The sequence below is a fragment of the Streptomyces sp. NPDC002896 genome (assembly GCF_040295225.1).
Classification (GTDB): Bacteria; Actinomycetota; Actinomycetes; order Streptomycetales; family Streptomycetaceae; genus Streptomyces.
Genome location: NZ_JBEOVA010000025.1, coordinates 40,656 through 66,593, shown reverse-complemented (window position 1 = coordinate 66,593; position 25,938 = coordinate 40,656). Strand labels below are relative to the sequence as shown.

The following is a 25,938-nucleotide window of genomic DNA, read 5'->3' as shown; positions in this document are numbered from 1 at the left end:
GAGGAGAAGCTACCTTCCACATTTCGAGAGCAAGCTATTCGGACCTATTCGGCAGTTGGGACACCGGTTCGACCAGCTGCGAGACACACCGTCGGCGCCTCCGCACCGCGCCGCCCAGGCTCCCTGCACCCATCAGGCTCGCCGTCGGCGGTCAGCGGCTCGGCACGCCATGAAGCGGGAGCGGTGGGCCGCCCACCCGACGCCGGACGGCCGGACCAACGGCACGTCTGTGCGCCCGGAGTGCGCTGTCACCGGCACTTCCCGCGTGTGCCCGGCCCGCTTTGCCGCGCGGCCGGAGCGAGCCCCCTGATCGCGCCTATCGAGCCATCAGCACGTCGGGAAGCAAGAGGAGGACACCCCGTGAAACCGATGAGTTCCCTCGCGGCCACCTTGGCCGTGGTCGCCCTGCTCGCTGCGGGATGCGGCCGCAGCGGGTCCGGCGACACCGAGGAGTCACGCGGTGACGGCAATCCAACGAAGGCCGCCCAGGCCGCCGCGAGCGGCGACTTCGGCGATCTCAAGGGCATCTGCGGACCGGGAGACGCCAAGAGCGCCCCCACGCAGGGCGTCACCGCGGACAGCATCAAGGTCGGGGTGTTCTCCGATGTCGGCTTCACCAAGAACTCCGAGTACGGGGACACCGCCAAGGTGTTCACGTCTTGGTGTAACGCCGCGGGTGGCATCAACGGCCGCAAGCTCGTCGCCACCGTACGGGACACCAAGATGATGGAAGTCCGCCAGCGGATGCAGGATGCCTGCAAGGAGGACTTCGCGCTCGTCGGCGGCAGCGCGGCCCTGGACGGCCTCGGCACCAAGGAGCGTCTGTCCTGCCTGCTGCCCGACTTTCCCAGCCAGGTCAGTATGGTCCCGAACAACGGCTCCGACCTGCAGGTCAGCCAGACCGGCGGCAGCACGTACAACCGCTACGCCGGCTACTACAACTGGCTGCTGAAGGAGGCGTACCCCAAGTCGGCGGGCGCCATCGGCGTCATCTCCGGTGACTCGCCGGTCGTCAAGGTCCTCAGCGACCAGGCCAAGGAGGGCCTGAAGGCCACCGGCGGGACCATCGCCTACAGCGACCTGTACCCGGCGACGGGCGTCTCCGACTGGACACCGTACGCCCAGGCCATCAAGAGCAAGGGCGTCAAGGCACTGCTGTTCTACGGGGACTTCACCAGCCTCGCCAAGCTGGAGCAGATCCTCACCGGCATGAACTACAAGCTCGACTGGATCGACGCCAACAACAACGCCTACGGGCCCGCCTTCCTCAAGCTCGCCGGCAAGGCCCTCGACTACCAGAACAACCTGGCCGACCTCAGCGGTGTCCACCCCCTGGAGACCGCGTCCGAGAACCCGGCGACACAGCAGCTCCTGGACCTGTTCAAGAAGTACGCGCCGGATGCGCACGTGACGCTGCCGGGGGTGAGGGCCTTCGGGGCCTGGCTGCTGTTCGCGAAGGCGGCCAAGAGCTGCGGTGACGACCTCACGCGCACGTGCGTGTACGAGGCGGCCCGCAAGGAGAGCGCGTGGACGGGCGGCGGTCTGCTCGCGCCGGTCAACCTGACCAAGGCCGGCATCCCGCTGGACTGCTTCAACGTCGAAAAGGCCACATCGAAGGGCTGGGAGCCGGCCGACTTCAAGCCGGACAAGGGCGCCTACCGCTGCGACGTCAAGCAGTACAAGTTCACGGGCAACTACGGCAAGCCGCTGAACCTCGCGGACGTCGGCAAGTCGATGGATGACGTGAAGTGATGGAGCAGTTCCTCACGTTCGGGATCGTCGGCCTGAGCACGGCGGCGATCTACGCGATCATCGGCAGCGGCCTGGTCCTCACCTACGTCACCACAGGCGTGTTCAACTTCGCGCACGGGGCGGCAGGCATGCTGGCGGCGTTCTGCTACTGGCAGCTCACCGTCGGATGGGGATGGCCGGTACCGGTCGCGCTCGCCGTGGTGCTGCTCGTGCTCGCGCCGGGCTTCGGCCTGGCGGTCGAGCGGGTGCTGATGCGCCCGGTGCAGCACCTCGGCGAGGCGGAACGGCTGGTGATGACGGTGGCCCTGCTCAGCGGGGCCATCGCCGCCGCCCGCTGGATCTGGGACCCCAACGTCGCCCGTCCCCTCAACACGTTCTTCGCAGACCGGGAGCCGTTCCACATCGGGCCGGCCACCGTCACCTGGCACCAGGCGCTGACCATGGCCGTGGCGGTGGTGGTCGCGGCAGGGCTGTGGTTCCTGCTGAACCACACGCGCACCGGCGCGGAGATGCGGGCGACGGTCGACGACCGGGCACTGGTCGAGCTCACCGGCGCCGACCCGCTGCGCGCGGGCCGCGTCGCCTGGATCCTGGGGACGCAGCTGGCGGCCATCGGCGGCATCCTCATCGCGCCGACCGTCGCCTTGGACGCCTCCCAGCTGTCCCTGCTGATCGTCAGCGCCTACACGGCGGCCGTCTTCGGCTGGCTGCGCAGCCTGCCGCTCACCTTCCTCGGTGCGGTCGTCGTCGGCTGCCTGGAAAGCTATCTGACGGGTTATCTACCGCAGAACGAGTACCTGCCCGGGCTGCGGCTCGCCGCGCCTGCGCTGCTGCTGTTCATCGCACTGCTGGTCTTCCCGCACCGGCGGCTGCGCGGCCGGGACCGGCGCCTGGTCCAGGTACCGGTGCCGTCCCTGCGTGGCACCGCGGTGTTCGCCGCGACGATCGTCGCTTTCGGCGTGGTGCTTGCCACGGTGCTCGGCGACGCCGACCTCGTCACCTACGGGCCGCTGTTCTCGCTCGGCGTCATCGCGCTGTCGTACGTACCCCTGGCCGGGTACGCGGGCCAGATCTCGCTGTGCCAGCTGAGCATCGCGGGGATCGGCGCGGTCGTGTGGGGGCATCTGGGCGCGCACGGGGAGCTGTGGGCGCTCGGCGCGGCGATCCTGGTGTCGGCCGCGGTCGGGGCACTGATCGCGGTGCCCGCGCTGCGGTTCTCCGGGGTGTATCTGGCCCTGGGTACGGCGGCGTTCGCGGTGGTACTCGACCGGTGGATCTTCACGCTGCCGTCGTTCGAGGTGCTCGGGGTGCGCATCGAGCTGTTCGAGCAGGGGTCGGTGGAGGTGAACGGGCCCAACCTGTTCGGCCTGCACCTCGACGGCATGGCGGAACTGCTGGTCTTCGCTTCGGTGTGCCTCGCCCTGGCCTCGCTCAGTGTGGCCGCCCTGCGCCGCAGCCGGTTCGGGCGGCGGCTGATCGCGCTGCGCGACAGCGAGGCCGCCTTCGCGACGCTCGGAGGCAACCTGCTGGTCGCGAAGGTCGCCGTTTTCGCACTCTCCGCGGGGATCGCGGGGCTCGGCGGAGCGCTGTACGGGATGCAGCAGCGGACCATCACGGCCGAGCAGTTCAGCCTGGTGACCGGACTGCCGATCTTCCTCGTAGCGGTGATCGGCGGCCTCGGTGCGGTGGGCAACGGGCTGTTCGCCGGGACGGCCTTCGTCGGGCCTTACGTCCTGACGGGCCTCGTGTCCTGGGGGCACAACCTCGTCTCTGTGATGCCCGCGCTGGCCGGCATGGGGCTGGCGCAGAGCCCCGAGGGCATCGTGACCCGGTTCCGGCGCGAGTGGGAACCGCTCGGCCGGGACCGCGTCGCCCTGCCCGCACTGCTGGCCGGGCTCGCCCTCGGGTGGGGACTGCGGCTGGGTGACGTCATCAACGGCTGGACGTTCCTCATCTGGTGCTGGGTCCTGGGCGAGGGCCTGCGCCGGTACGCGACGGCGCGGCAGACCGCCGTCCCGGCCGAACCGGAGATCCCCGTCGAGTGGTGGGGCCTCAGGCGGCCCTGGCGGGCGGACGACAGGGAGGTGCTGGCCCGTGGCATTGCTGGAGGTTAGCGGCGTCACCGTCGCGTTCGGCGGCAACCGGGCGCTGGACGACGTCGGCCTGAGCGCCGAGCAGGGCAGGATCACCGGCCTGATCGGCCCCAACGGAGCAGGAAAGAGCACCCTGTTCGACGTCGTGTCCGGGCTGCGCAGGCCCTCATCCGGGCAGGTGCGGCTCGGCGGGCGGGAGGTGACCCGGCTGGGTCCTGCACGCCGTTCCCGGCACGGGCTGGCCCGGACGTTCCAGCGCCTTGAGCTGTTCGGCCGCCTCAGCGTGCGCGACAACCTGCTCGTCGCCGCGGAACTCGGGCCCGAACGAAGGCAGGCCGAGCGCTGCGTCGCCGGAATCATCGACCGACTCGGCCTCGCGGAGGTGGCCGACAGCTCGGCCGACACGCTGCCCACCGGCGTCGCCCGCCTGGTCGAGGTGGGCCGGGCACTCGCCGTGCGCCCCACGCTGCTGCTCCTCGACGAGCCGGCCGCGGGCCAGGACGGCGAGGAGACGGACCGGTTCGCGACCCTGCTGCGCTCACTCGCCGACGACGGGATGGCCGTCGTCCTCGTCGAACACGACATGGGCCTCGTCATGGGCGTGAGCGACGAGGTGTACGTACTGGACCTGGGAAAGGTGATCGCCGTCGGCCCGCCCGATGTGATCCGCAACAACGAGACCGTCCTCGCCGCCTACCTGGGGGCGACGTGAACAGCCTGGCATGCGGCCCTGAGGGGCGCCTGAACCCTCTGGGGGATACGTGAGTGCGCTTCTCGAACTGAGCGGCATCCACGCCGCCCACGAAGGGATCACCGTTCTGCACGGGGTGGACCTGAGCGTCGCCGCCGGGCAGGTGGTGGCGCTGCTCGGCCCGAACGGCGCCGGCAAGACGACCACCCTGCGCGTCGCGGCGGGCGTCCACCCGGCGGCATCCGGCCGGCTCCTGATGGGGGGCCGCGACGTGACCGGCGCCGACCCTCAGGACCTCGCCCGCGCGGGGGTGTGCCTGATCCCCGAGGGCCGCGGGGTGTTCCCCAACCTGTCAGTCCGCGACAACCTCCTGATGATGACCTTCACCGGCCGCAGCCGCGCGGAGATCGAGGAGGTCGCCTTCGCCCGGTTCCCCATCCTCGCCCGCCGCGCCTCGCAGGCCGCGGGCACCCTGTCGGGCGGTGAGCAGCAGATGCTCGCCCTCGCCCGCGGCCTGGCCACCGACCCGGCCGTGCTGCTGCTCGACGAACTGTCCATGGGGCTGGCCCCATTGGTCGTCGCCAACCTGTACGAGCAGGTCGCCGAAATCGCCCGGCAGGGCGTGGGCGTGCTGATCGTCGAGCAGTTCGCGGCGGCCGTCCTCGGCATCGCCGACCATGCGGCCGTCCTGGTGCGCGGCCGCATCGAGCGGCAGGGCCGGCCCGACAGCGGATTCCGCACCGACTTGTCCGACCTCTACCTCGGGAGCCCCACATGACCACGACCGAGCCCCGCGAGGACCGCTTCGTCCGCGAACTCGCAGAGCTGAAGATCCCCGACCCGGCCGCCGGACGGGCCTCGCTGTGGCTGCGTCTGGGCGCCACGCTGATGGTCCTGGCCCTCGTCCTGTGCGTGTCGGCGTACCTGCTCTCCCACAGCACCACCGATCCGCTGGAGCAACGCGACGCCATCACGCTGGGCCTGTGCGGGGTCGGCGCCGGGGTCGTCGGTGCCGCGCTGTTCCTGCGCTACTCGCTGACGGGCTTCCTTCGCTTCTGGCTGGCCCGTCAGTCGTACGACCTCAATGTGCTGACGGAACGCCTGATCGACGCGGAGAAGCAGCGCGGCTGAGCGCGCGGTGACCGTGGTGGGCTCCGCAGGCGGGCACCACCACGGTCACGGCGACGGGCCCGCTATCAGCCCTTGGGCATCTCGAAGCCGGACACGATCACGGCGTTGCTGTCGGCAGCGGCGTGCCGCAGCGGCTTCGCCTTCTCGTACGCGGCGGACTCGTACCAGGCGCGGGCCGCCTCCACCGACTCGAATTCGAGGACGACGGTCTGGTCGCCGTGCCACTCGCCTTCGAGGACCTGCGGCCGAGCCTCGACCGACAGGACACGGCCGCCGCTCTCGGCCAGCGACTGTGTGGCGGCCCGGCCGTAGGCTGCCATGCCGGCCTGGTCCTTGATGGCCTCGGTGAAGATGACGTAACCCTTGGGCATCTGCCCTCCCCTTCGATAACGCGCCGTGATGGCGCAGTCGACCGCCTCGAACCGTCGACCGCAGGGCGTCAGCGTGCGGAACGCTTCCGCTTCGGCTGGCCGGCCGCAAGGCCGTGCAGGACCAGATCCCACAGCGCCTCGGCGTCGCTGCCGTCCGCGCGCACCGGTGAACCGCTGATGGTCACGGCGAACGAGTTGAACATGATGGCCTGGAGCAACGTACCCGCGATCGCCCGGTGGTCGAGGCCGCTGCGGATGGCGCCCTGGGCGGCCGCTTCGTCGAGGAGGCCGTGCAGGAGGGCGAACATAGGGGCGAAGGCCCGCGCCGCCTCCTTCGGATGCTCGGTGAGGAGCTGCTGCGCGAACTCCGCCATGCCGAGGATGACCGTCTTGCGCTCGGAGCTGTCGTCGGGCAGGGGACGGCACAGCAGGTAGTGCGCGACCGTGAACCGCCGCAGGCGCTCCAGAGCGTCGTCCTCGTCGGCGATCTCCTCCTGCAGACGCCGCGCCGTGCTGTGCACCGACTCCTCGAAGAGCGCGAGGAGCAGTTCGTGCTTGCCGGTGAAGTACTGGTAGAAGCTCCGCAGGGACTGGCCGGACTTCTTGACGACCTCCTGGACGGTGAAGTCCTTGCCGGACTCGCCGCTCATCAACTCGAGCGCGGCGTCCAGGAATCGCTGCACCCGCTTCTCGGCCCGCACCCGCGCGGGATCGACCGACCGGGCCACGGCCAGGTCACGCCAGCTGGTGGTGGGTGTCTGAGTCGCTTCGGGCTCGACTGATGAATGTTCCGCTGCCACCTGGCAAGCCTACCGCAGAAAGCGGAGAGTGACGATCTCTCCAAGGTGCCCAGATACCGCCACCTTTGCGAAAATCATATTCTCCTTCCGTGAGCCCGGCATGTGCGCCCCGCGGGGTCGTCTCGCAGGCGAACCTGTCAGGTGAGGTCATCGTCCAACTCGGTCTCGAAGGAACGGAGAACCATCGCGAGCACGTCGTACGCGCCCACCGTGAAGATCAGGTCCAGCAGCTGCTGCTCGTCGAACGTGCCGGCCAGCTCCTGCCAGGTGGCGTCCCCCATCTTCGCGTCGGCGAGCAGTTCGTCGACCGCGCGCAGCAGGGCCCGCTCCAGTGCCGTCCAGCCGGGCGCGTCCGGCCCCTTCGCGACCCGCTCGATCTCCTCGTCGGCGATCCCCGCGTCCCGAGCGAGGACGACATGCTGCGCCCACTCGTAGGTGGCCTCGCGCACCGCCGCTACGCGGAGGACCAGCAGCTCACGCTGGCGGATGGTGAGGGTGGACGCGAACAGCACATGCCCGTTGAAGGTGTGGAACGCGTGCGTGAGCGCGGGGTGGTGGGCGAGGGTACCGAGGATATTGCGGCCCTTCGGCCGGTCGGGGCGGCGCCCGGGTATCGGGTGGCGGGGGTTCGGCGGCCGCAGCGCGGCAAGGGCCTGGCGCATCTCGGCGGGCCACTCTTTGGGGGCCAGCGGCCGGATGCGCGGCCCGTCGGAGGTTCCGGGGGTTTCGGTGGTCTCTGTTCCTGTGGTGGGTGTCGCCATGCGAAGGCCTCTCCTTACGGTCATGTGCCTTGCACGAAAGGGTGGATGCGGGTGAAGTCTGCACCGGGCTCCGCCTTCGCGAACCGCTCCCACAGCGCGGCGACCAGCGCCCCGATCTCCGCCGGTCCACCCTGCTCCCCCACCGCACGCAGGTAGAGGCTCACGTCCTTCGACATCAGCGAATTGGCGAAGCCCGACGCGTAGCGGCCGGTCAGGACGTGGTGGGGGAACTTGTCCTCCGTGGCGCCGCTGCGGCCGCTCGACGCGTTCAGCACCTCCAGCATGGTGCCCATGTCCAGGCCGACGGAGCACCCGAAGGCGATCGCCTCGCTGGTCGCGGCCAGTGCGGTCGCGGACAGGAAGTTGTTCGCGAGCTTCAGCGCCTGGGCGAGCCCCGGCCGGTCGCCGACCCTGCGGCGCCGGTCGCTCAGTCCCGCGAGCACCGGCTCCACGCGAGCGCAGGCGTCGTCGGAGCCCGCGTACATGACGGTGAGGGTGCGGGCCCGGGCGCCCGCCACACCGCCCGACACCGGCGCGTCCACATAACCGATGCCCTCCTTGGCGAGGAGTTCGGCGACCCTCTGTGCGGCAGCGACGCCGATCGTCGAGGTGTCGACGACGTGTGTGGCACGGCGTCCGGCAGCGGTGGCGATCTCGTACGCGACCTGCTCGGACGCCGGTCCGTCCGGCAGGCTGAGCACCACCGTCTCCGCCCGGCGCGCCACTTCGGCCACGTTGCGGGCCGGCGCCGCTCCTGCGGGGATGCCGGACGGGCCCGCGGAGTCGTAGGCGACGAGCCCGAATCCGCGCTGGACGAGGTTCGTCGCGAGGGCGCTGCCCATGTTGCCGAGCCCGACGAAGCCGATCGTGCCCATGCTCATGCCCCTTCCTTCGCGTCCTGCCGGGCCGCCCGTACGTCCTTCAGGGCCCGGCGGGCTGACACGCCTGCTGGTGCTCCGCAGTAGGCGGCCACCTGGAAGAGCAGTTCGTCGAGTTCCTCGTCGGTGACACCGGTCTGCGGTGTGGCGCCGGCGTGGAGGCGGAACTCGTCCATCCGCCCCAGGGCGGCCGTCATCGCCAGCACCAGCAGGCTGCGGTCGCGGGGGCTGAGCGCGCCGCCCCGGGCCCACACTCCCCAGGCCATCGACGTGATGTAGTCCTGGAATTCGGCGGCGACGGTTTCCGGGTCTGCGGTGACGCTGTCGACGTAGGCGTCGCCGAGCATGGCCCGGCGCATGGCGCGGGCCGCGTCCAGCTGGTCGATGTCTCCCACGGACTCTCCTTGGATCGAGTCGGTACCGGTACGCGGTTCAGGGGCGCAGCGAGACGCTGACGGTCTTGGTCTGGGCGTACTCGTGGAGTGCCTCGAGACCCTTCTCCCGGCCGTAGCCGCTCTGCTTGAAGCCGCCGAACGGCGTCTCGATGGTGAGCGGGCCGCCGTTCACCGCCACCTGCCCGGCGTCGATCCGCTCGGCGAGGCGCAGACCGCGGGCGGCGTCGCCGCTCCAGACGGCGGCCACGAGGCCGTACTCGGTGTCGTTGGCGAGTGCGAGCGCCTCGGCCTCGTCGGCGAACGGCATCGTGACGAGGACCGGGCCGAAGATCTCCTCGCGGGCGATCCGCAGGCCGGGGCTGACTCCCGCATAGACGGTCGGGCGGACGTAGAGGCCGCGCGCGGCGGGTCCGCTGTCGTAGGCGGAGCCTCCGCAGACGGGTACGGCGCCCGCGGCACGCGCTTCGGCGAAGTGGTCGAGGACCTTGTGGAACTGCGCCTCGGTGATGATCGGGCCGAAGTCGACCCCGGGCTTGAGGCGTTCGGCCGCCTCGGCCACGCGGGACACCACCTCGTCGTGGACGGACGCCTCGACCAGCAGGCGGGTGGTGGCCGAGCACACCTGCCCGGCGTTGGCCGCCACCGCGGAGACGGCCGCTGCGACGGCCCGGTCGAGGTCGGCGTCGGCGAACACCACGAGCGGCGACTTGCCGCCGAGTTCCAGGGTCATGGGGATGAGCCGGTCGGCGGCGACGGTCGCCAGATGGCGCCCCACGGGCACGGACCCGGTGAACACGACGCGCCGCACGGCCGGATGGATCGCCATGGGTGTGCCTGCGTCGCGGCCGCTGCCGGAGACGGCGTTCAGCACGCCGTCGGGCAGGCCGGCCTCGGTGGCCAGGCGGGCGAGGCGCAGTGTGGAGGCCGGCGTCAGCTCCGACGGCTTGGCGACGACCGTGTTGCCGACCGCGAGGGCGGGGGCGAGTGCCCGGCACGCCTGGTTCAGCGGCAGGTTCCAGGGCGTGATGGCGGCGACGACACCGTAGGGCTCGAGCCGCGTGTACGTGAGCGTGTCGGCGCCCTGGTCGATGGTGCGGCCGTGGTGGGCGCGCAGCACTCCCGCGTAATAGCGGAAGTAGGCGGCCGACATGTCGACCTCCAGGCGGAGTTGCGCGGGGACCTTTCCGGTGCAGGCGCGCTCCAGGTCCATCAGCTCTTCGGCGTGCGTCTCGATGGCGTCGGCGACGCGGTGGAGCAGTTCCGACCGCTCGGCGGCGGGGCGCCGCGCCCAGTCGGGCTGCGCGGCCGCCGCGGCGGCGACGGCGCGGTCCACGTCGGGGGCGGAGCCTGCCGCCGCCTCGTCGCCGGGCTGTCTGGTCGTGGGGTCGATGGTGGGCAGGTAGGCGCCGCTCGCGGGCTCCACCGCCTTGCCGCCGATCCAGTGGTCGTGGCGGGTCGTCATGTCAGATGGTCCGATCCTCCGTTGACGCCGACCGCTCGGAATCGGCGATAGCCGATAGAGAGAATACGGTTCTCCAAGAGCATGAGCAATGAGCCGTCCGCAGGCACGACCTGATGCGCGCAATGGACACGGCTCCCTGCACGTCTCGAGAAAGTGCCCGCAGGGGACTTCCATGCTCCCAAAATGCGAGATTACGATTCTCGCTGCCGGAAGGGAGATTCTTTTGATCCGGACGAAAGCGCTGAGTACACACGTGGGTGTCGAGATCACCAGGGGCGGCGCCGGCATCGGCCTGACCAGCACGCACTGCCTGCTCACATGAAACGGCTGGGGTTCGTCGGGGCAGGGCGCATGGGACTGCCCATGGTGCGCCGGCTCGTCGCGGGCGGGCACGAGGTGCGGGTGCTGGGCCGGTCGCCCGAGCGGCGGCGGGCGCTGTCGGACGAGGGTGCCTTGGTGAGCCGCGGCATCGAGGAGGTTGCCGACGGGGCCGATGCGGTGCTGGTGTGCGTGTACACCGACGAGCAGGTGCGCGAGGTATGCCTGGGCAGTCCCCTGCTCGAGGTACTGCCGAACGGCGCCGTCGTCGTCGTGCACACCACCGGCAGCCCGCGCACCGTAGAGGCGGTCGCTGCCCGCGCCGCGGCAGGCGGCATCCAGGTGGTCGACGCGCCGGTCAGCGGCGGACCGCACGACATCGCGGCCGGACGGCTCAGCGTCTTCGTGGGCGGTGACGAGGACACCGTGGCGCGCCTGCGGCCCGTCCTCGGCCGGTACGCCGACCCGGTGCTGCACGTCGGCCCGCTGGGTGCCGGCCAGCGGGTGAAGCTCGTCAACAACGCGTTGTTCGCAGCCCACCTCGGCCTGCTCTCCGACGCGGCACGGCTCGGGCGGCAGCTGGGTGTTGACGAGGCGATCCTGCTGGACGCGCTGCCGCACGGGAGCGCCGCGAGCCGCGCCCTGACGGGCGTCGCGGCGAGGGGCTCGGTGGCGCGGTTCGCCGAGGCGGTCCGCGAGTTCGTCGACAAGGACGTCGATGTCGTCCGGCAGGTGGCCGCCGAACTCGGCACCGGCCTGGGCGCCTTGGCCCCGGCGATCGGATCCCTCAACAGGGGCGACAGCGGTCCCGCGGACGGAGGCTGATCGCCGTCCGTATCCACTCGGCACTCGGACGGCACCCACCAGACCCCCGCCAGACGGGCACGACAGCGAGACAGCAAGAGAGCAAGACAGCAGAGCAACAAGCCGAAGACGACGAAGACTTCGAGGACAAGGGGACGCCAGCGATGGGACGTGTTGAGGGCAAGGTCGCGTTCGTCACGGGCGCGGCGCGCGGTCAGGGCCGCAGCCACGCCGTACGGCTTGCCGAGGAGGGCGCCGACATCATCGCGGTCGACCTGTGCCGCGACTACGAGACGGTGAACTACCCGATGGCGGGGCCGGACGATCTGAAGGAGACGGTCCGCCTGGTCGAGGAGCAGGGCCGGCGCATCGTCGCACTGCAGGGCGACGTCCGCCGCATCGACGACATGCGCGACGCGGTGGAGCGCGGCGTCGCCGAGCTGGGCGGTCTGGACATCGTGGTGGCGCAGGCCGGCATCGCCCCCACGCACGGTGCGCCCCCGCTGCAGGCGTGGTGTGACGGGATCGACGTCGACCTGATCGGCACGATCAACGCGATCCAGGCCTCCCTGCCCCACCTGCGCGAGGGCGCCTCCGTCATCGCGACCGGCTCCACGGCGGCGCTGATGGACCACGGGATCGTCGAGACGCCGGGGACGAACCCGGGTGGGGCCTCATACGCCTTCGCCAAGCGCGCCCTGTCGGAGTACGTCCACGAACTCGCCCGCAACCTCGCCCCCTTGAAGCAGCGCGCCAACGTCGTGCACCCGACGAACTGCAACACGCCGATGCTGCAGAGCCCGCCGATGTACCAGTCGTTCCGCCCCGACCTCGAGAACCCGACGCGGGAGGACGCCGAGCCCGCGTTCGGGGTGCAGCAGGCGATGCCCATCCCGTACGTCGAACCGATCGACATCAGCAACGCCATCCTGTTCCTCGCGTCGGACGAGGCCCGCTACATCACCGGCGTGCAGCTGCGCGTGGACGCGGGCGGCTATCTCAAGTGGTATGACTGGCGCCGCTGATCCGGACACCGACGCACACCCGACGGCCATCCGACCCCGGCAGGGAGGCAGTACAGCATGAAGGTCCGCGTCGACCCGGAGCGGTGCCAGGGGCACACCCTCTGCGCCATGATCGCCCCGAAGGTCTTCCAGCTCGACGACGTCGACGGGCACTCGAGCCCTGTCAGCGAGGACGTCCCCGCCGACCAGGAGGAACTGGTCGCCGAAGCGGTCCGCTCCTGTCCCGAGCGGGCCATCTCCCTCATCGACGAGCACTGATCGGCGAGCACTCAGGCGAGCACTGATCAGCGAGCACCGACCGGCGGGGCGTCAGCCCGCTCTCCGCCACCCCGACACAGGGAGGACCACACCGTGAGCGCACAGGGCGCCCCGCAAGGCGAGGAGCGCAAGAGGAACCGGTACGACTTCGATCGCCACGCCCCCGGTTACCGGGAGCGGTTCGTGGAGATCACCGAGGAGATGCAGAGCCGCTGTCCGGTGGCGTGGTCGGAGACGCACGACGGCCACTGGGTCGTCAGCGGCAACCGGGAGCTTTTCGAGGTCGCGCGGTCCGCGGAGTACCTCTCCAACGACCACGACGTGAAGGGCGAACGCCGCGGCTACCTGGGCATCAACATCCCCCACTCGAAACGCGGGAAGGGCATGCGCGGCGGGTTCCTCGAGATGGACCCGCCCGAGCAGCGCCACTACCGGCAGGCCCTCAACCCCTACCTCTCCCCCGCCGCCATCCAGCGCTGGATCCCGTTCCTCGACGAGGTGGCACGGGCCTGCATCGACGAGAAGATCGAGCAGGGCAGCATCGACTTCATCGACGACCTGGCGAACGTCGTGCCCGCCGTCTTCACCCTGGCCATGATGGGCATCCCGCTCAGGAAGTGGACGATCTACAACGAGCCCGCGCACGCGGGCGTCTACACCCGGCCCGACTCACCGGAGATGCCCCGGGTCATCGAGATGCACATGGCGATGATGCGCGACCTGGCCGGCCAGTTGGCGGACGTCCGCAAGAACCCCCGGCCCGGCCTGGTGGACGCCCTGGTGCACGCCGAGATCAACGGCCAGACACCACCGGACGACGAACTCCTCGGCGTCCTGGCCCTGCTCATCGGCGGCGGCTTCGACACCACGACGGCGCTCACCGCGCACGCCCTGGAGTGGCTGTCGGAGAACCCCGGCGAGCGGGACCGCCTCAGCCGCGAACGGGACACGATCCTCGACTCGGCGACGGAGGAGTTCCTGCGCTTCTACACCCCGGCCCCCGGGGACGGCCGCACCATCTCCGCCGACTGTGAGCTCGCGGGTACGGAGTTCAAGGAGGGCGACCGGGTGTGGCTGTCGTGGGCGATGGCCAACCGGGACCCCTCGGTGTTCCCCGAACCGCACACGGTCGATCTGGACCGCAAGGGCAACCGGCACAACAGCTTCGGCCTAGGCATCCACCGCTGCATCGGCTCGAACGTGGCCCGTACGGCGTTCAAGCGGATGCTGCTCCAGGTCCTCGACCGCATGCCGGACTACCGGTGCGACCCCGAGGGCACCGTCCACTACGAGACGATCGGCGTCATCCAGGGCATGCGCCAGCTGCCGGCGACGTTCACGCCCGGCAAGCGGCTCGGACCCGGCCTCGACGAGACGTTGGAGAACCTCCAGAAGGTCTGTGACGAGCAGGGGCTCGCCGAGCCCGTCACGGTGCGCACGACGCGGGCCGATATCCCGCGTTGACGGCGATCGCGACTGAGCGCGCCGTCGTTCGCGCGTCGCACGTGGCCGTCCCGGGCGCGGACAGCCACGTGCGCGGCATCCACCACCCGTTGATCCGCGAGAACCGTCTGTGAGGAGATCCTGTGGCCCAGCCCTCGGGGCGTCCCCTGCCTCTGCTGACCGAGGAGAGCGAGTTCTTCTGGACGTCTGGGTCGGATGGCCGTCTGCGCTTCCAGGAGTGCGAGTCCTGCACGTCCCTGATCCATCCGCCGCAACCGGTGTGCCGCCGCTGCCGGGGGCACGACATCCGGGTGCGAGAGGTCTCCGGGTACGGGACGCTCGTCGGCTTCACGGTCAACGAGCGGTTCAGCCTGCCGGGGCTTCCCGCCCCCTATGTGGTGGCGCAGGTCGCGATCGACGAGGACCCGCAGGTCCGGCTGACGACCAACATTGTCGAGTGCGAGCCCGGGCAACTGAGCCTCGGCATGCGGATGGAGGTCGTCTTCGAGCAGGCCGAGGACGTGTGGCTGCCCCTGTTCCGCCCCGCGGCCGACCAGCCGGAGGCCGCCGAACTGCCGCCGGACGAGGTGGAACCGGACGAGTTTCCGCGTCTGGTGCGGCCGCCGGTGCGTACCGGGAAGTTCGAGGAGAAGGCCGCGCTCACCGGCATCGGCGCCTCCGAGCTCGGGCGCCGGCTCATGCGCTCGCCGCTGTCGCTGACGATCGAGGCGTGCGAACGGGCCGTCGCGGACGCCGGCCTGACGCTGGACGACATCGACGGCCTGTCGACCTACCCGGGGGCCGGTGCGTTCGGCGGCTTCGCCGAGGGGGGCGTCACCGCGCTCGAGTCGGCCCTGGGCATCCGGCCGACCTGGTACAACGGCGGCGGTGAGACCTTCGGTCCGGGCGGTTCGCTGATCGCGGCGATGCTGGCGGTGGCGGGCGGTCTGGCCCGGCATGTGCTGTGTTTCCGCACACTGTGGGAGGCCACACACGCTGATCTGTCCCGCCGCGGAAAGCTGCCCCAGGCCATGCCGGGCCGGGTGGACGGGACCCACGCCTGGCGGATGCCCTTCGGCGCCACGTCCGCCGCGCACCTGCTCGCGCAGGGCGCACAGCGCCACTTCCACCGGTACGGCACCACCCGCGAGACCCTCGGCTGGATCGCCCTCAACCAGCGGGCCAACGCGGCCCTGAACCCGGCGGCGATCTACCGCGACCCGCTGAGCATGGACGACTACCTGTCGGCGCGGACGATCACGACACCGTTCGGGCTGTACGACTGCGACGTGCCGTGCGACGGTGCCATCGCCGTCATCGTGTCGGCCGTCGACGCCGCACGGGACCTGGCCAAGCCTCCGGTGCTCGTGGAGGCCGTCGGGACGCAGATCATCGAGCGTCTGGAGTGGGACCAGAGCACCTCGACGCACGAGCCGCAGGTGCTGGGGCAGGCAGCCCACCTGTGGACGCGGACATCGCTGCGGCCCTCCGACGTCGATGTGGCCCTGCTGTACGACGGCTTCACCTTCAACTGCCTCTCGTGGATCGAGGCGCTCGGCTTCTGCGGCATCGGCGAGGCCGGGGACTTCCTCGACGGGGGCAAGAACATCGCCCGCGACGGCGTGCTACCGCTCAACACCCACGGCGGCCAGCTGTCCCACGGGCGCACCCACGGCATGGGCCTGATGCACGAGGCCGTCGTCCAGCTGCGCGGCGAGGGCGGGGCACGGCAGGTGGCCGACGCCCGGGTCGCCGTGGTCAGTTCGGGCGGCCTCACTCCCAGCGGCGTACTTCTCCTCAGGACGGACACGTGACCTACAGCGACACCGAACACGCGGCGGAGGCCGGGGCGGACGATCCGCCGTACGCGCACGGCAGTCCCGTCGTGCCGTGTGTCATCGACGTCGACGGCATTCCCCTGTCGGCGCTGGTGTGCGAGGCGCCGCGGCCCCGCGCCGTGGTGCTCGCTCTGCATGGCGGCGGCACCACGTCGGCGTACTTCGACTGCCCCGGCCGGCCGCGGCTGTCGCTGCTGCGGACGGGCGCGGCGCTCGGGTTCACCGTCGTCGCACTGGACCGCCCGGGGTACGGCGCCTCGGCCGACTACGCCGCGAAGGTCACCGACACCGCGCGCCGTGTGGACCTCGGCCATGCGGCGGTCGAGGGGCTGCTCGCGGGTCGGTCGCGCGGCGCCGGGGTGTTCTTGCTGGCCCACTCGGCGGGGTGTGAGCTGGCGGTGAGGATGGCGTCCGACGAGCGAGGGCGGGAGCTGCTCGGCCTGGCGATCGGCGGATTCGGACGGGAGCTCGACCCGCACGCGAAGAAGGTGCTGGACAGGACCGATGAGGAGGCGGGCAGGGATGCCAGGCCCGCCCGCGGCCGACGCGCCGTGCTCTGGGGGCCGAGCCGGCTCTACGCACCCGACGTGTACCGGGGCAGCGCGATCTCCTCGCCCTCTCCCCCGTACGAGACGGCGGACCGGCCCTGGAAGGACGAGTACCCCGAGCTGGCGGCGCAGGTGCGGATCCCCGTGCACATCAGCCTCGGCGATCACGAGACGGCGTGGCGGGCCGGGCCCGCGGCGCTGGCCGAGATCGCCTCGCTCTTCACCGCATCGCCACGCGTGAGCGTCAACGAGCAGGCGGAGAGCGGCCACAACCTGAGCCTCGGCCACGCGGCCCTGGCCTACCACCTGAAGGTGCTGTCGTTCGTCGAGGAGTGCGTGGTACGGCACGAGCAAGGGAGGACACGATGACGGGCGTTGACGCGGTCGCCGTGCTGCTGGTGCGGGCCGTCCTCGGCATCACCATGATCGTGCACGGTGTGAACCACTGGCGGGGCGGCGGCCGCATCGAGGGCACTGCCCGCTGGTTCTCCGGACTGGGCCTCAAGTTCGGGCGATTGCAGGCATGGATGAGCGTCTTCACCGAAGTAGGCGCCGGTGCGCTGCTCCTGCTCGGCCTGGGCACACCGCTGGCCTGCGCCGCCGTGATCTCGGTGATGCTGGTCGCAGGGCTCCTCGCGCACCGGCGCAACGGCTTCTTCGTCTTCAAGGACGGCTACGAGTACGTCCTCGTGCTCGCGGTTGCGTCCCTGGCACTGGCCATGCTCGGCCCCGGCAGCCTGTCGATCGACGCCGCGAGCGGCATCGAGGTGACCGGCTGGACCGGCGGCGGCATCGCACTGGGTGTCGCCGTGGCCGCGACGGCGGGACTCCTCGCCCTGTTCTGGCGCCCCGAGCTCCCCGCCTCCGCGGACGGAGACGCATGACGCCGACGGCCCGCGCAAGCACACCACGACACGCACCCTTGGACCAGGAGGCCCCATGACGCACGTCGGATTCATCGGCCTGGGCAGCCAGGGCGCCCCCATGGCCCGCCGGATCATCGAGGCGGGCCATCCGGTGACGCTGTGGGCCCGCCGCCCTGCCACCCTCGTACCGTTCGAAGGTACCCCGGCCAAGGTGGCCACCTCACCGGCCGAACTCGCCGCGGCCAGCGACCTCGTGTGCGTGTGCGTCGTCGACGACGCGGACGTGGAGGAGGTCGTCCTGGGCGAGCGGGGCGTCCTCGCCGGGTTGCGCCGCGGCGGTGTCATCGCCGTGCACAGCACCGTCCACCCCGACACCTGCCGGCGGCTCGAGGCACGCGCCGCGGCACAGGACGTCCAGGTGGTGGACGCGCCGGTGAGCGGAGGCGCGCCGGCCGCGGCGGAGGGGCGGCTGCTGGTGATGGTGGGCGGCGAGTCCGGCACCGTGCGGTACTGCCGCCCGGTCTTCGAGAGCTTCGGCGACCCCGTGGTGCACCTCGGCCCGCTGGGGTCCGGGCAGGTCGCCAAGCTCCTCAACAACGTGCTGATGACCGCCAATCTGGCGACCGCCGCCGACACCCTCGCCCTCGGCCGGGAGCTGGGCGTCGATCCGCGGGCTCTCGCCGAAGCCGTCGGGCACGGCAGCGGCGCCAGCTACGCGCTGGGCCGGATCGCCGGGCACGGCGGCTCGCTGCAGGCGATGGCCCCGTACGCCGGTCGGCTGCTGCGCAAGGACGTACGCCTCCTGGCACAGCTCACCGACGCCGCGCATGAAGGCGTTGAAGGCGGTGGCACCGTGCTCGCGGCCGCCGACGCCGCGCTTGAGGAGATGGACCACCCGCGGTGACGCACCCGCGGCGACCGCACCCACCACGCCGCGCGCACGAGGCGTAAGCAGGATTTCCACACTAAAGAAAATTACTTTCAGCGATGCAGGAGGCGGGATGCCTGTCAACGGGAAACTGCTGATCGACGGTCAGCTCCTCGACGCGCCACGGACCTACGAAAGCCTCAACCCGGCCACGGGCGAAGTCCTCGGCCAGGCGCCCGACGCGACACCCGCCGATGCCGAGGCCGCCGTCGCAGCCGCCCGCCGCGCCTTCGACACGACCACATGGGCGACGGACAAGGACTTCCGCATCCGGTGTCTCGACCAGCTGTACCAGGCGCTGATAGACCACCAGGAGGAGCTGCGCGAGCTGACGATCGCCGAGGTCGGCGCGACCCTCGCCCTCACCCACAGCGCGCAGCTCGACGACCCCATCAACATCGTCCGGTACAACGCCGATCTGCTGCGCACGCACCCGTTCACGGTGGACCTCGGCGAGATCGACTCGCGCGGGCAGCGCCACCACCGCTGGGTGGAGAAGGAGCCCGTCGGCGTCGTCGCGGCGATCCTGCCGTACAACTACCCCAACCAGCTGGCGCTGGCGAAGCTCGCCCCTGCGCTCGCCGCCGGCTGCACGGTCGTCCTCAAGGCCGCCCCCGACACCCCGCTGATCACCCTTGCGCTCGGCCAACTCATCGCCGAGCACACCGACATCCCGGCCGGCGTGGTCAACGTGCTGTCCTCGTCGGAGGCCGCGGTCGGCGAGGTGCTGACGACCCACCGCGACGTCGACATGGTCAGTTTCACCGGCTCGACCGCGACCGGCCGCCGCATCATGGCCGCCGCGAGCGAGACGGTGAAGAAGGTCTTCCTCGAACTGGGCGGCAAGTCCGCCATGATCCTCCTGGACGACGCCGACTTCGCCGCCGCCTCCATGCTCGCCGCGTACATGATCTGCACCCACGCGGGCCAGGGATGCGCGCTCACCTCCCGGCTCCTCGTGCCGCGCGAGCACCACGACGCCGTCGTGGAGCAGGTCGCGGGGCACTTCGCGCGCGTCCGCTACGGCGACCCGTCAAACCCAAAGACGTACATGGGCCCCCTGATCAGCGAAAAGCAGCGCGACAAGGTGGACGGCATGGTGCAGCGCGCCGTCGCCGCGGGCGCGAAGCTGGTGACCGGCGGCGAGCGCGTGAACCCCGGCTTCTTCTACACGCCGACCTTGCTGGCCGGGGTAGACCCGGACAGCGAGATCGCCCAGGAGGAGGTGTTCGGCCCGGTCCTCGCCGTCATCCCGTACGAGGACGACGACGACGCGGTACGCATCGCCAACAACTCCATCTACGGCCTGTCGGGCGGCGTACAGAGCCGCGACCAGGAGCGGGCCCTCGCGGTGGCGCGCCGCATCCGCAGCGGGACGTTCAGCATCAACGGCGGCAACTACTTCGCGCCCGACGCGCCGTTCGGCGGCTACCGGCAGTCGGGCATCGGCCGGGAGAGCGGGGTCGCGGGTCTGGAGGAGTTCCTGGAGTCGAAGACGTTCGCGACGGTGGTGGCGTAGGCCCGCATGAAGGGGCGGCCTGCCGAGACATGGTCTCGGCAGGCCGCCCCTTTTCAACGCCGTGATGCCGTCACATCACCAGGCCGCCGTCCACCGGCAGCACCTGTCCGGTGATGAACGAGGCGGCGTCCGACGCGAGGAACACGAACGCTCCGGCCACCTCCTCGGGCCCCGCCCAGCGTCCCAGCGGGATGCGCGCGAGCATGGGGGCGGCGAACTTCTCGTTGGTGCGGATGGTCTCCGTCATGGGGGTGGCGGCCAGCGGTGCGAGCGCGTTGACGAGGATCTGCTTGCGCGCCAGTTCGCGGGCGAGGGACTTCGTCAGGCCGACGATGGCGGCCTTGGCCGCGGAGTAGTTGACCTGGCCGAGTGTGCCGGTGATGCCGGCGGACGAGGTGACGTTGATGATGCGTCCCGTGCCGTCGGTCGGCAGATGGGGCAGGGCGGCCTGCGCACAGTGGAAGGCACCCATGACGTGGATGTCGATGAGGCGCCGGACGTCGTCCTCCTTGAGGTCGGGGAACATGGCCGGCGCCGTCACGCCCGCGTTGTTGACGAGGATGTGCAGGTTCCCGCCGCCCAGCGCCGCCGCCTGTGCCACCGCGTCGTCGGCCGCCGCCCGGTCGCGGACGTCGAGACCGGTGCTGTCCGCCTTGCCCCCGTCGGCGCGGACCTGCTGGGCCGTTGCCGCTGCGGCCGTGGCGTCGATGTCGGTGACCAGCACTGCGGCGCCCGCGCGGGCGAGTGCCTTCGCCACGGCAGCGCCGATCCCGCCGGCCGCTCCCGTGACCAGCGCCGAGCGCCCCGTGAGATCGAACGGGGCGGCGTGGTTCGCCATGACATACCTCCTGGTTGAACTCATCAAAGGCGGGCCCGAACGTGAAGTGCCGCCGCCCGGGACGGCGGCGGCACTGACTGCGCCTTGCTCGGTCATCTCCCGGAGCCGGGGGAGCCCCCCAAGGTCCCCAAGGCGCAGAGCTGTGCGTCTACTTGTTGGCAGCCGCCACGGCCGCCCGCGCACGCGACCGGAACGCCTCCAGCTTCTCGGACGGCTCGATCACACGCTTGCTGAGCGACTGGATGCTGACGTCGTGCCCGGCCGCGGCCCGCCGCAGCGCCCCCACGGTGGCCTGCTCGCGCGGCACGTGGCGGAACGGATCGAAGGAGTACCAGCGCATGGCGTTCTCGTGGGTCATCTTGTTGGTGTCCTCGTCCGGTACCTCGTACCGCTCCAGGACCTCGCCGAGTTCCTCGGGCGCGCCGGGCCACATCGAGTCGCTGTGCGGGTAGTCCGCCTCCCAGCAGATGTTGTCGATGCCGATCTCGTGACGGAGCCTCACGCCGAGCGGGTCGCTGATGAAGCACGTCAGGAAGTGGTCGCGGAACACCTCGCTGGGCAGCTTCCCACCGAAGTCCTGGAGGGTCCACGTCGAGTGCATCTCGAAGGTGCGGTCGACGCGCTCCAGGAAGTACGGGATCCAGCCGGTGCCGCCCTCCGACAGCGCGATCTTCAGGTCGGGGTAGTCCTTCACCGGACGCGACCACAGCAGATCGGCCGCCGCCGAGACGATGTTCATCGGCTGGAGGGTGATCATCACGTCGGGCGGCGAGTCGACGGCGGGGACCGCGATCCGCCCCGAGGATCCGATGTGCACCGAGAGGACGGTGTCCGTGTCGACCAGCGCCCGCCACAGCGGGTTCCAGTACGGGTCGTGGAAGCTCGGGTAGCCCATCGCGGCCGGGTTCTCGGTGAAGGTCAGCGAGTGGCAGCCCTTGGCGGCCACCCGGCGCACCTCCTGGGCGCACAGCTCGGCATCCCAAATGGCGGGCAGCGCCATCGGGATGAACCGGCCGGGATACGCCGCGCACCACTCGTCGATGTGCCAGTCGTTGTACGCCCGCACCAGCGCGAGCGAGAAGTCCCGGTCCTCGGTGGCGAACAGGCGGGCGGCGAAGCCGGGGAAGGACGGGAAGTTCATCGAGGCGAGGATGCCGCCCGCGTTCATGTCCTTGACGCGCTCGTGCACGTCGTAACAGCCAGGCCTGATCTCGTCCAGACCCTGCGGCTCGAGCCCGTACTCCTCCTTGGGCCGCCCGGCGACCGCGTTGAGCGCCGCGTTCGGGATCACCGTGTCCCGGAACCGCCACACGTCGGTGCCGTCGTCCCTGTGGACGAGCTGCGGCGCCTCGCCCTTGTACTTCTGCGGCAGATGGTTCACGAACATGTCGGGCGGCTCGATGATGTGGTCGTCGACGCTGATGAGGATCAGATCGTCCCGTTGCATGTCGGTCCCTTTCAGTCGGACGCGGGCAGCGCCTTGGCCGCCTTGAGGGTCATCGGGACGCCGTCGCAGCTGAGCGTTCCCGATCCGGAGGAGGTGCAGAGCAGCTCGAGCGTCTCGCCGGCGTCCACGTAGCGCTTTCCGATGAGCGTGGCCTCCTCGGGGCCCCCGGGTGGCGGCGCGGGCTTGGCGGAAGGCGCCGGAACCATCGGCCCGCCCCCGCAGGTGATGGCCGGCCGGCGGTCGGCCGGGGCACGGACGACGATCACCCGGGTACTGCACACGGTGCTGGCCAGTTGGAGACCGGGGCGCAGTTCCTGGGCCGGTGACGTCATGGCGTTTTCCTTTCGGACGGGCGCCCACGGGCCCGGCACGGTCCATGGACACCAAGTCACCCTCTCAGTAAAGGGAAACTAGCTTCTCGCTACACGGCAATCAACCATTCGTACCGAACAATCGGCGAACCTTGCACAAGCCGCCGTCTGCAGCGGTTGACGCAGCCTCGCCCCCGTGAAACCCTGAAACGCACCTCTGAAAACATCGTTCTCAATATAGAGAATCCGCGAGCGCCCGCCTTGTCGGCGGGACGTCCGGTGCGTCGTAGGGAAGGACGGAGTCACCCATGTCCACTGACGACCTGATGGAGATCCACCAGCTGCTCGCCCGCTACGCGGTGACCATCACCAAGGGCGACATCGACGGCCTGCTCAAGGTCTTCACCTCCGACGGGACGTACAGCGCGTTCGGCGACACGTATCCCCTCGACGAGTTCCCCGCACTGGTCGCGGCCGCCCCCAAGGGCCTGTTCCTCACCGGCACGGCGGCGATCGAGCTGGACGGCGACACGGCGACGGGCACCCAGCCTCTGTGCTTCGTCGACCACGCCACGCACGACATGCGCATCGGCTACTACAACGACACCTACGTCCGCACCCCGGACGGCTGGCGGCTGCGCACCCGCGCGATGACGTTCATCCGCCGCAGCGGAGCCCACGACTCCGGCCGTCCGCACGCCTTCGAGCGCAACGGCGCATGAAAGTCGGCGAGTTCCGGGCGGCCCTGACGGCCTGGCTCGACGAGAACGACCTGCGTCCCGGCCCCGACCGCTCCCTCGACGCGCAGGTCGAGCAGCTGGCGCGGGTACGCCGCGCGCTGTACGAGGCAGGGTGGATGCGGTACGGCTGGCCCGCCTCGGTCGGCGGCCTCGGCGGTCCTGCCGTCCTGCGTGCCGTACTCGGCGAGGAGGTCGCAACCCGCGGCTTGGCCGAGCCCGGCATCTACTCGATGATCGAGGTCCTGGCCCCGACGATGATCTCGTACGCCCGTCCGGAGCTGGCGGCCGAGATGGTGCCGCTGCTGCTCGGCGGGCGCGAGCAGTGGTGCCAGGGTTTCTCCGAGCCCGGCTCCGGAAGCGACCTGGCCTCGCTTTCGACGCGCGCCGAACAGCGCGGCGGCGACTGGGTGGTGACGGGCCAGAAGGTGTGGACGAGCCTCGCCCAGTACGCCTCGCGCTGCGTCCTGCTCACCCGCACCGCGCCCGGCCATGCCGGGATCACCGCGTTCTTCGTCGACATGGACTCCCCCGGCATCACCGTCCGCCCGCTGCGCACCATGCACGGTGTCGACGAGTTCGCCGAGGTGTTCTTCGACGAGGTGGCCGTGCCCGGTGAACGGATGCTGGGCCGCCCCGGCGACGGCTGGCAGCTGGCGATGGACCTGCTGCCACACGAGCGCTCCACGTGCTTCTGGCACCGTGTCGCTCATCTGTACACGCGACTCGACCGGCTGCTCGAGGAGACGAGCGTGCGGGACGAGGATGCTGTCGGTGCCGCCTACCTGGCGCTGCACACCGTCCGCTGCCGCTCCCACGCGACCCAGCGGCGCCTTGCCGAGGGGGCCAGGCTCGGCCCGGAGACCTCCGTGGACAAGGTGCTCCTGGCCACGGCCGAGCAGCGGCTCTTCGACACCGCACGAGACCTGCTGCCGGGGGTCGTGGAGCTGGCCGGCACACCCTGGCGTACCGAGTTCCTGTACTCGCGCGCGGCCACCATCTACGGCGGCACCGCCGAGATCCAGCGGAACATCATCGCCCGCCGCCTGCTCGACCTGGGGAAGGAGTGACCGCCACGTGACCGTGGACGCCGCCGAACTCGACCTGCTCGCCGAGACCCTCCGCAAGACCATGGCGACGCACACGGGCGGCGCCCTGGACACCGCACTGAGGGAACTGGGCTGGGCCGAGATGCTCACCGAGATGCCCGACGAGACGGTCCCCGTGGTGTTCCGGCTGCTCGGCGAGACAGGAGCCCATGCCCCGCTGCTCAATGACGTGATCCTGCACGCTGCCGGACTCCCCACAGGCACCACCCTCCCGCTGCCGTACGCGGGCGGAACCTGGGTCCTGTGGGATCGGACGGACGGCGCGGACACGTCCGCGGACAGCGAGTCCCTGGACGGCGAACTGCCACTCCGGCCAGTGGCCGACGGGAACTCCGTCCCTCTCGCCGATGGCCGCCGGGCGCTGGGCTGGTGGCTGGCCGGAACCAGCAGGGCCATGCTCTCGCTGGCCCGGTCGCACGCCCTGGACCGCGTCCAGTTCGGGCGTCCCCTCGCCTCCTTCCAGGCCGTACGGCACCGGCTCGCGGAGACCCTAGTCGCCGTGGAGGGCGCCGAGGCGACCCTGCGCGCGGCCGAGGACAACCTTGGCTGCCTGCTGGCGAAGGCGGCGGCCGGCCAGGCGGCCCTGACGGCGGCCCGCCACTGCCAGCAGGTGCTCGGCGGCATCGGCTTCACCGCCGAGCACGACCTGCACCGCCATGTGCGCCGCACCTACGTCCTGGACGGCCTGCTCGGCAGCGCCCGGGAACTGACCCGCGAGGCGGGGGCGCTGCTGCTGCGGGAGGGTTCGGCGCCGCGCCTGACCCAGCTCTGACGGGTGGTGGGTCCGGACGCCCCCTCACCGTCCGGACCCACCCGCTCTCTTCCGCGGCCTACCGCAGCTTCTGCTTCATCTCGTCCAGCTTCGCGAGGATCGGGTAGCCGGTGACGCTCAGGGCGTTGCCGTGGCCGGTCTGGTGGATGTCGAAGACGGACTGGATCGCGGCATGGAAGCCCTGCACGTCCAGGGTTTGGTTGACGGCTCGCTTGGCCTGGCGCAGCCCGAAGGACGGCATCGTCGCGATGCGTTCCGCGAGCGCCCGCGCCTCTTCGTCGAGTCGGTCGCGGGGCACGACCTTGTTGACCATGCCGACGCGTTCGGCCTCATCCGCGGTCAGCGGGCGACCGGTGAACAGGATCTCCTTGGCCTTGCGAGCACCCAACTCCCAGGTGTGGCCGTGGTATTCGACACCGCCGATGCCCATGATGGCCACCGGGTCGGAGAACAGCGCGTCCTCGGCGGCGACGATCAGGTCGCACGGCCAGCACAGCATCAGCCCACCCGAGATACACCGGCCCTGGACGGCGGCGATCGACGGCTTCGGCACGTTCCGCCAGTGCAGGCTGTAGTCCAGATAGCGACGGCTCTCCGCCGAGTAGATCCACTCCAGGGTGATCTCGTCGGGGCCCGGCCAGCGGTCGTTGAGGTCGTGTCCTGCGGAGAAGTGCTTCCCTTCGGCGCGCAGCACGATGACCTTCACCTCGTCGTCCTCGGCGGCCCGGGTCCAGGCAGCGTCGAGTTCGTCGAGGAGTGCGACGTTCTGGGCGTTGGCGACCTCGGGGCGGTTCAGGGTGATGGTCGCGATCCGGTCCTTCGTCTCGTACAGGATGGTCACGG

General features: G+C 70.7%; 27 protein-coding genes. 17 read left to right on the top strand and 10 right to left on the bottom strand.

Translation table 11 applies throughout. The features are described 5' to 3' along the window. The first annotated feature begins 369 nt into the window (after window positions 1-369). The 5 genes from ABT009_RS34445 to ABT009_RS34425 are packed head-to-tail and all read left to right on the top strand — an operon-like array spanning window position 370 to window position 5,667. On the top strand, window positions 370-1,752 hold the full coding sequence (locus tag ABT009_RS34445; RefSeq protein ID WP_351304297.1) for an ABC transporter substrate-binding protein: 1,383 nt from the start codon (window positions 370-372) through the stop codon (window positions 1,750-1,752). After that, complete coding sequence (locus ABT009_RS34440) at window positions 1,752-3,866, top strand: branched-chain amino acid ABC transporter permease (RefSeq protein ID WP_351304103.1); 2,115 nt, start codon at window positions 1,752-1,754, stop codon at window positions 3,864-3,866. The genes ABT009_RS34445 and ABT009_RS34440 overlap by 1 nt, the downstream gene beginning before the upstream one ends. Next, on the top strand, window positions 3,847-4,557 hold the full coding sequence (locus ABT009_RS34435; protein ID WP_351304101.1) for an ABC transporter ATP-binding protein: 711 nt from the start codon (window positions 3,847-3,849) through the stop codon (window positions 4,555-4,557). The genes ABT009_RS34440 and ABT009_RS34435 overlap by 20 nt, the downstream gene beginning before the upstream one ends. Before the next feature lie 49 nt (window positions 4,558-4,606). Next, on the top strand, window positions 4,607-5,314 hold the full coding sequence (locus ABT009_RS34430; protein ID WP_351304098.1) for an ABC transporter ATP-binding protein: 708 nt from the start codon (window positions 4,607-4,609) through the stop codon (window positions 5,312-5,314). Then, window positions 5,311-5,667, top strand: coding sequence for a hypothetical protein (locus tag ABT009_RS34425; protein WP_351304095.1), 357 nt, complete (start codon window positions 5,311-5,313; stop codon window positions 5,665-5,667). The genes ABT009_RS34430 and ABT009_RS34425 overlap by 4 nt, the downstream gene beginning before the upstream one ends. 65 nt (window positions 5,668-5,732) lie before the next feature. On the opposite strand, the gene ABT009_RS34420 is transcribed toward ABT009_RS34425, so the two are convergent. The 6 genes from ABT009_RS34420 to ABT009_RS34395 all read right to left on the bottom strand — a co-directional run bounded on the left by ABT009_RS34420 (window position 5,733) and on the right by ABT009_RS34395 (window position 10,334). Next, on the bottom strand, window positions 5,733-6,038 hold the full coding sequence (locus tag ABT009_RS34420) for a DUF1330 domain-containing protein (RefSeq protein ID WP_351304092.1): 306 nt from the start codon (window positions 6,036-6,038) through the stop codon (window positions 5,733-5,735). Between the two features lie 68 nt (window positions 6,039-6,106). Further along, the gene (locus ABT009_RS34415) at window positions 6,107-6,838 is read right to left on the bottom strand and encodes a TetR/AcrR family transcriptional regulator (protein WP_351304089.1); all 732 of its coding nucleotides are present in this window, start codon (window positions 6,836-6,838) and stop codon (window positions 6,107-6,109) included. A 137-nt stretch (window positions 6,839-6,975) separates the two neighbouring features. Beyond that, window positions 6,976-7,599, bottom strand: coding sequence for a carboxymuconolactone decarboxylase family protein (locus ABT009_RS34410; protein ID WP_351304086.1), 624 nt, complete (start codon window positions 7,597-7,599; stop codon window positions 6,976-6,978). Between the two features lie 20 nt (window positions 7,600-7,619). Then, a complete protein-coding gene (locus ABT009_RS34405; protein ID WP_351304083.1) occupies window positions 7,620-8,480 on the bottom strand; it encodes an NAD(P)-dependent oxidoreductase in 861 nt (286 codons plus the stop codon). Continuing rightward, complete coding sequence (locus tag ABT009_RS34400) at window positions 8,477-8,872, bottom strand: carboxymuconolactone decarboxylase family protein (protein ID WP_351304080.1); 396 nt, start codon at window positions 8,870-8,872, stop codon at window positions 8,477-8,479. Before ABT009_RS34400 ends, ABT009_RS34405 begins: the two co-directional genes overlap by 4 nt. Window positions 8,873-8,909: 37 nt before the next feature. Beyond that, window positions 8,910-10,334 (bottom strand): aldehyde dehydrogenase family protein, encoded by a 1,425-nt coding sequence (locus ABT009_RS34395; protein WP_351304077.1) that lies wholly within the window; start codon window positions 10,332-10,334, stop codon window positions 8,910-8,912. 183 nt (window positions 10,335-10,517) lie between these two features. Here ABT009_RS34395 and ABT009_RS34390 point away from each other — a divergent pair, with 183 nt between their 5' ends. The 9 genes from ABT009_RS34390 to ABT009_RS34350 all read left to right on the top strand — a co-directional run bounded on the left by ABT009_RS34390 (window position 10,518) and on the right by ABT009_RS34350 (window position 19,881). Then, entirely contained in the window at window positions 10,518-11,477 is a 960-nt protein-coding gene (locus tag ABT009_RS34390; protein ID WP_351304074.1) for an NAD(P)-dependent oxidoreductase, read from the top strand. Between the two features lie 143 nt (window positions 11,478-11,620). Continuing rightward, complete coding sequence (locus ABT009_RS34385) at window positions 11,621-12,481, top strand: mycofactocin-coupled SDR family oxidoreductase (protein WP_351304071.1); 861 nt, start codon at window positions 11,621-11,623, stop codon at window positions 12,479-12,481. A 57-nt stretch (window positions 12,482-12,538) separates the two neighbouring features. Further along, window positions 12,539-12,739 (top strand): ferredoxin, encoded by a 201-nt coding sequence (locus tag ABT009_RS34380; protein ID WP_351304069.1) that lies wholly within the window; start codon window positions 12,539-12,541, stop codon window positions 12,737-12,739. 93 nt (window positions 12,740-12,832) lie between these two features. Continuing rightward, window positions 12,833-14,203 (top strand): cytochrome P450, encoded by a 1,371-nt coding sequence (locus tag ABT009_RS34375; protein WP_351304066.1) that lies wholly within the window; start codon window positions 12,833-12,835, stop codon window positions 14,201-14,203. Window positions 14,204-14,325: 122 nt separating this feature from the next. Further along, complete coding sequence (locus ABT009_RS34370; protein ID WP_351304064.1) at window positions 14,326-15,996, top strand: thiolase C-terminal domain-containing protein; 1,671 nt, start codon at window positions 14,326-14,328, stop codon at window positions 15,994-15,996. After that, window positions 15,993-16,937 carry an alpha/beta hydrolase gene (locus ABT009_RS34365; protein WP_351304061.1) on the top strand — a complete coding sequence of 315 codons (945 nt, stop codon included), beginning with the start codon at window positions 15,993-15,995 and terminating at the stop codon, window positions 16,935-16,937. The genes ABT009_RS34370 and ABT009_RS34365 overlap by 4 nt, the downstream gene beginning before the upstream one ends. Further along, window positions 16,934-17,452 (top strand): DoxX family protein, encoded by a 519-nt coding sequence (locus tag ABT009_RS34360; protein WP_351304058.1) that lies wholly within the window; start codon window positions 16,934-16,936, stop codon window positions 17,450-17,452. The genes ABT009_RS34365 and ABT009_RS34360 overlap by 4 nt, the downstream gene beginning before the upstream one ends. 55 nt (window positions 17,453-17,507) lie before the next feature. Beyond that, window positions 17,508-18,338 carry an NAD(P)-dependent oxidoreductase gene (locus ABT009_RS34355; RefSeq protein ID WP_351304055.1) on the top strand — a complete coding sequence of 277 codons (831 nt, stop codon included), beginning with the start codon at window positions 17,508-17,510 and terminating at the stop codon, window positions 18,336-18,338. A gap of 97 nt (window positions 18,339-18,435) precedes the next feature. After that, entirely contained in the window at window positions 18,436-19,881 is a 1,446-nt protein-coding gene (locus ABT009_RS34350; protein ID WP_351304053.1) for an aldehyde dehydrogenase family protein, read from the top strand. A 70-nt stretch (window positions 19,882-19,951) separates the two neighbouring features. On the opposite strand, the gene ABT009_RS34345 is transcribed toward ABT009_RS34350, so the two are convergent. The 3 genes from ABT009_RS34345 to ABT009_RS34335 form a co-directional block, all read right to left on the bottom strand. Then, window positions 19,952-20,719 carry an SDR family NAD(P)-dependent oxidoreductase gene (locus ABT009_RS34345; protein ID WP_351304050.1) on the bottom strand — a complete coding sequence of 256 codons (768 nt, stop codon included), beginning with the start codon at window positions 20,717-20,719 and terminating at the stop codon, window positions 19,952-19,954. 148 nt (window positions 20,720-20,867) lie between these two features. Further along, complete coding sequence (locus ABT009_RS34340) at window positions 20,868-22,166, bottom strand: amidohydrolase family protein (protein ID WP_351304047.1); 1,299 nt, start codon at window positions 22,164-22,166, stop codon at window positions 20,868-20,870. An 11-nt stretch (window positions 22,167-22,177) separates the two neighbouring features. After that, window positions 22,178-22,498, bottom strand: coding sequence for a hypothetical protein (locus tag ABT009_RS34335; RefSeq protein WP_351304044.1), 321 nt, complete (start codon window positions 22,496-22,498; stop codon window positions 22,178-22,180). A 287-nt stretch (window positions 22,499-22,785) separates the two neighbouring features. Here ABT009_RS34335 and ABT009_RS34330 point away from each other — a divergent pair, with 287 nt between their 5' ends. From ABT009_RS34330 to ABT009_RS34320, 3 genes are read left to right on the top strand one after another with little or no spacing between them, the layout of a single operon-like run. Continuing rightward, complete coding sequence (locus ABT009_RS34330) at window positions 22,786-23,199, top strand: nuclear transport factor 2 family protein (protein ID WP_351304041.1); 414 nt, start codon at window positions 22,786-22,788, stop codon at window positions 23,197-23,199. Further along, window positions 23,196-24,284: an acyl-CoA dehydrogenase family protein gene (locus tag ABT009_RS34325; protein ID WP_351304038.1), complete on the top strand. Its 1,089-nt coding sequence runs from the start codon at window positions 23,196-23,198 to the stop codon at window positions 24,282-24,284. The genes ABT009_RS34330 and ABT009_RS34325 overlap by 4 nt, the downstream gene beginning before the upstream one ends. Window positions 24,285-24,291: 7 nt before the next feature. Further along, complete coding sequence (locus ABT009_RS34320; protein ID WP_351304036.1) at window positions 24,292-25,095, top strand: acyl-CoA dehydrogenase family protein; 804 nt, start codon at window positions 24,292-24,294, stop codon at window positions 25,093-25,095. Between the two features lie 58 nt (window positions 25,096-25,153). On the opposite strand, the gene ABT009_RS34315 is transcribed toward ABT009_RS34320, so the two are convergent. Beyond that, complete coding sequence (locus tag ABT009_RS34315; RefSeq protein WP_351304033.1) at window positions 25,154-25,936, bottom strand: enoyl-CoA hydratase; 783 nt, start codon at window positions 25,934-25,936, stop codon at window positions 25,154-25,156. Window positions 25,937-25,938 lie beyond the last annotated feature (2 nt).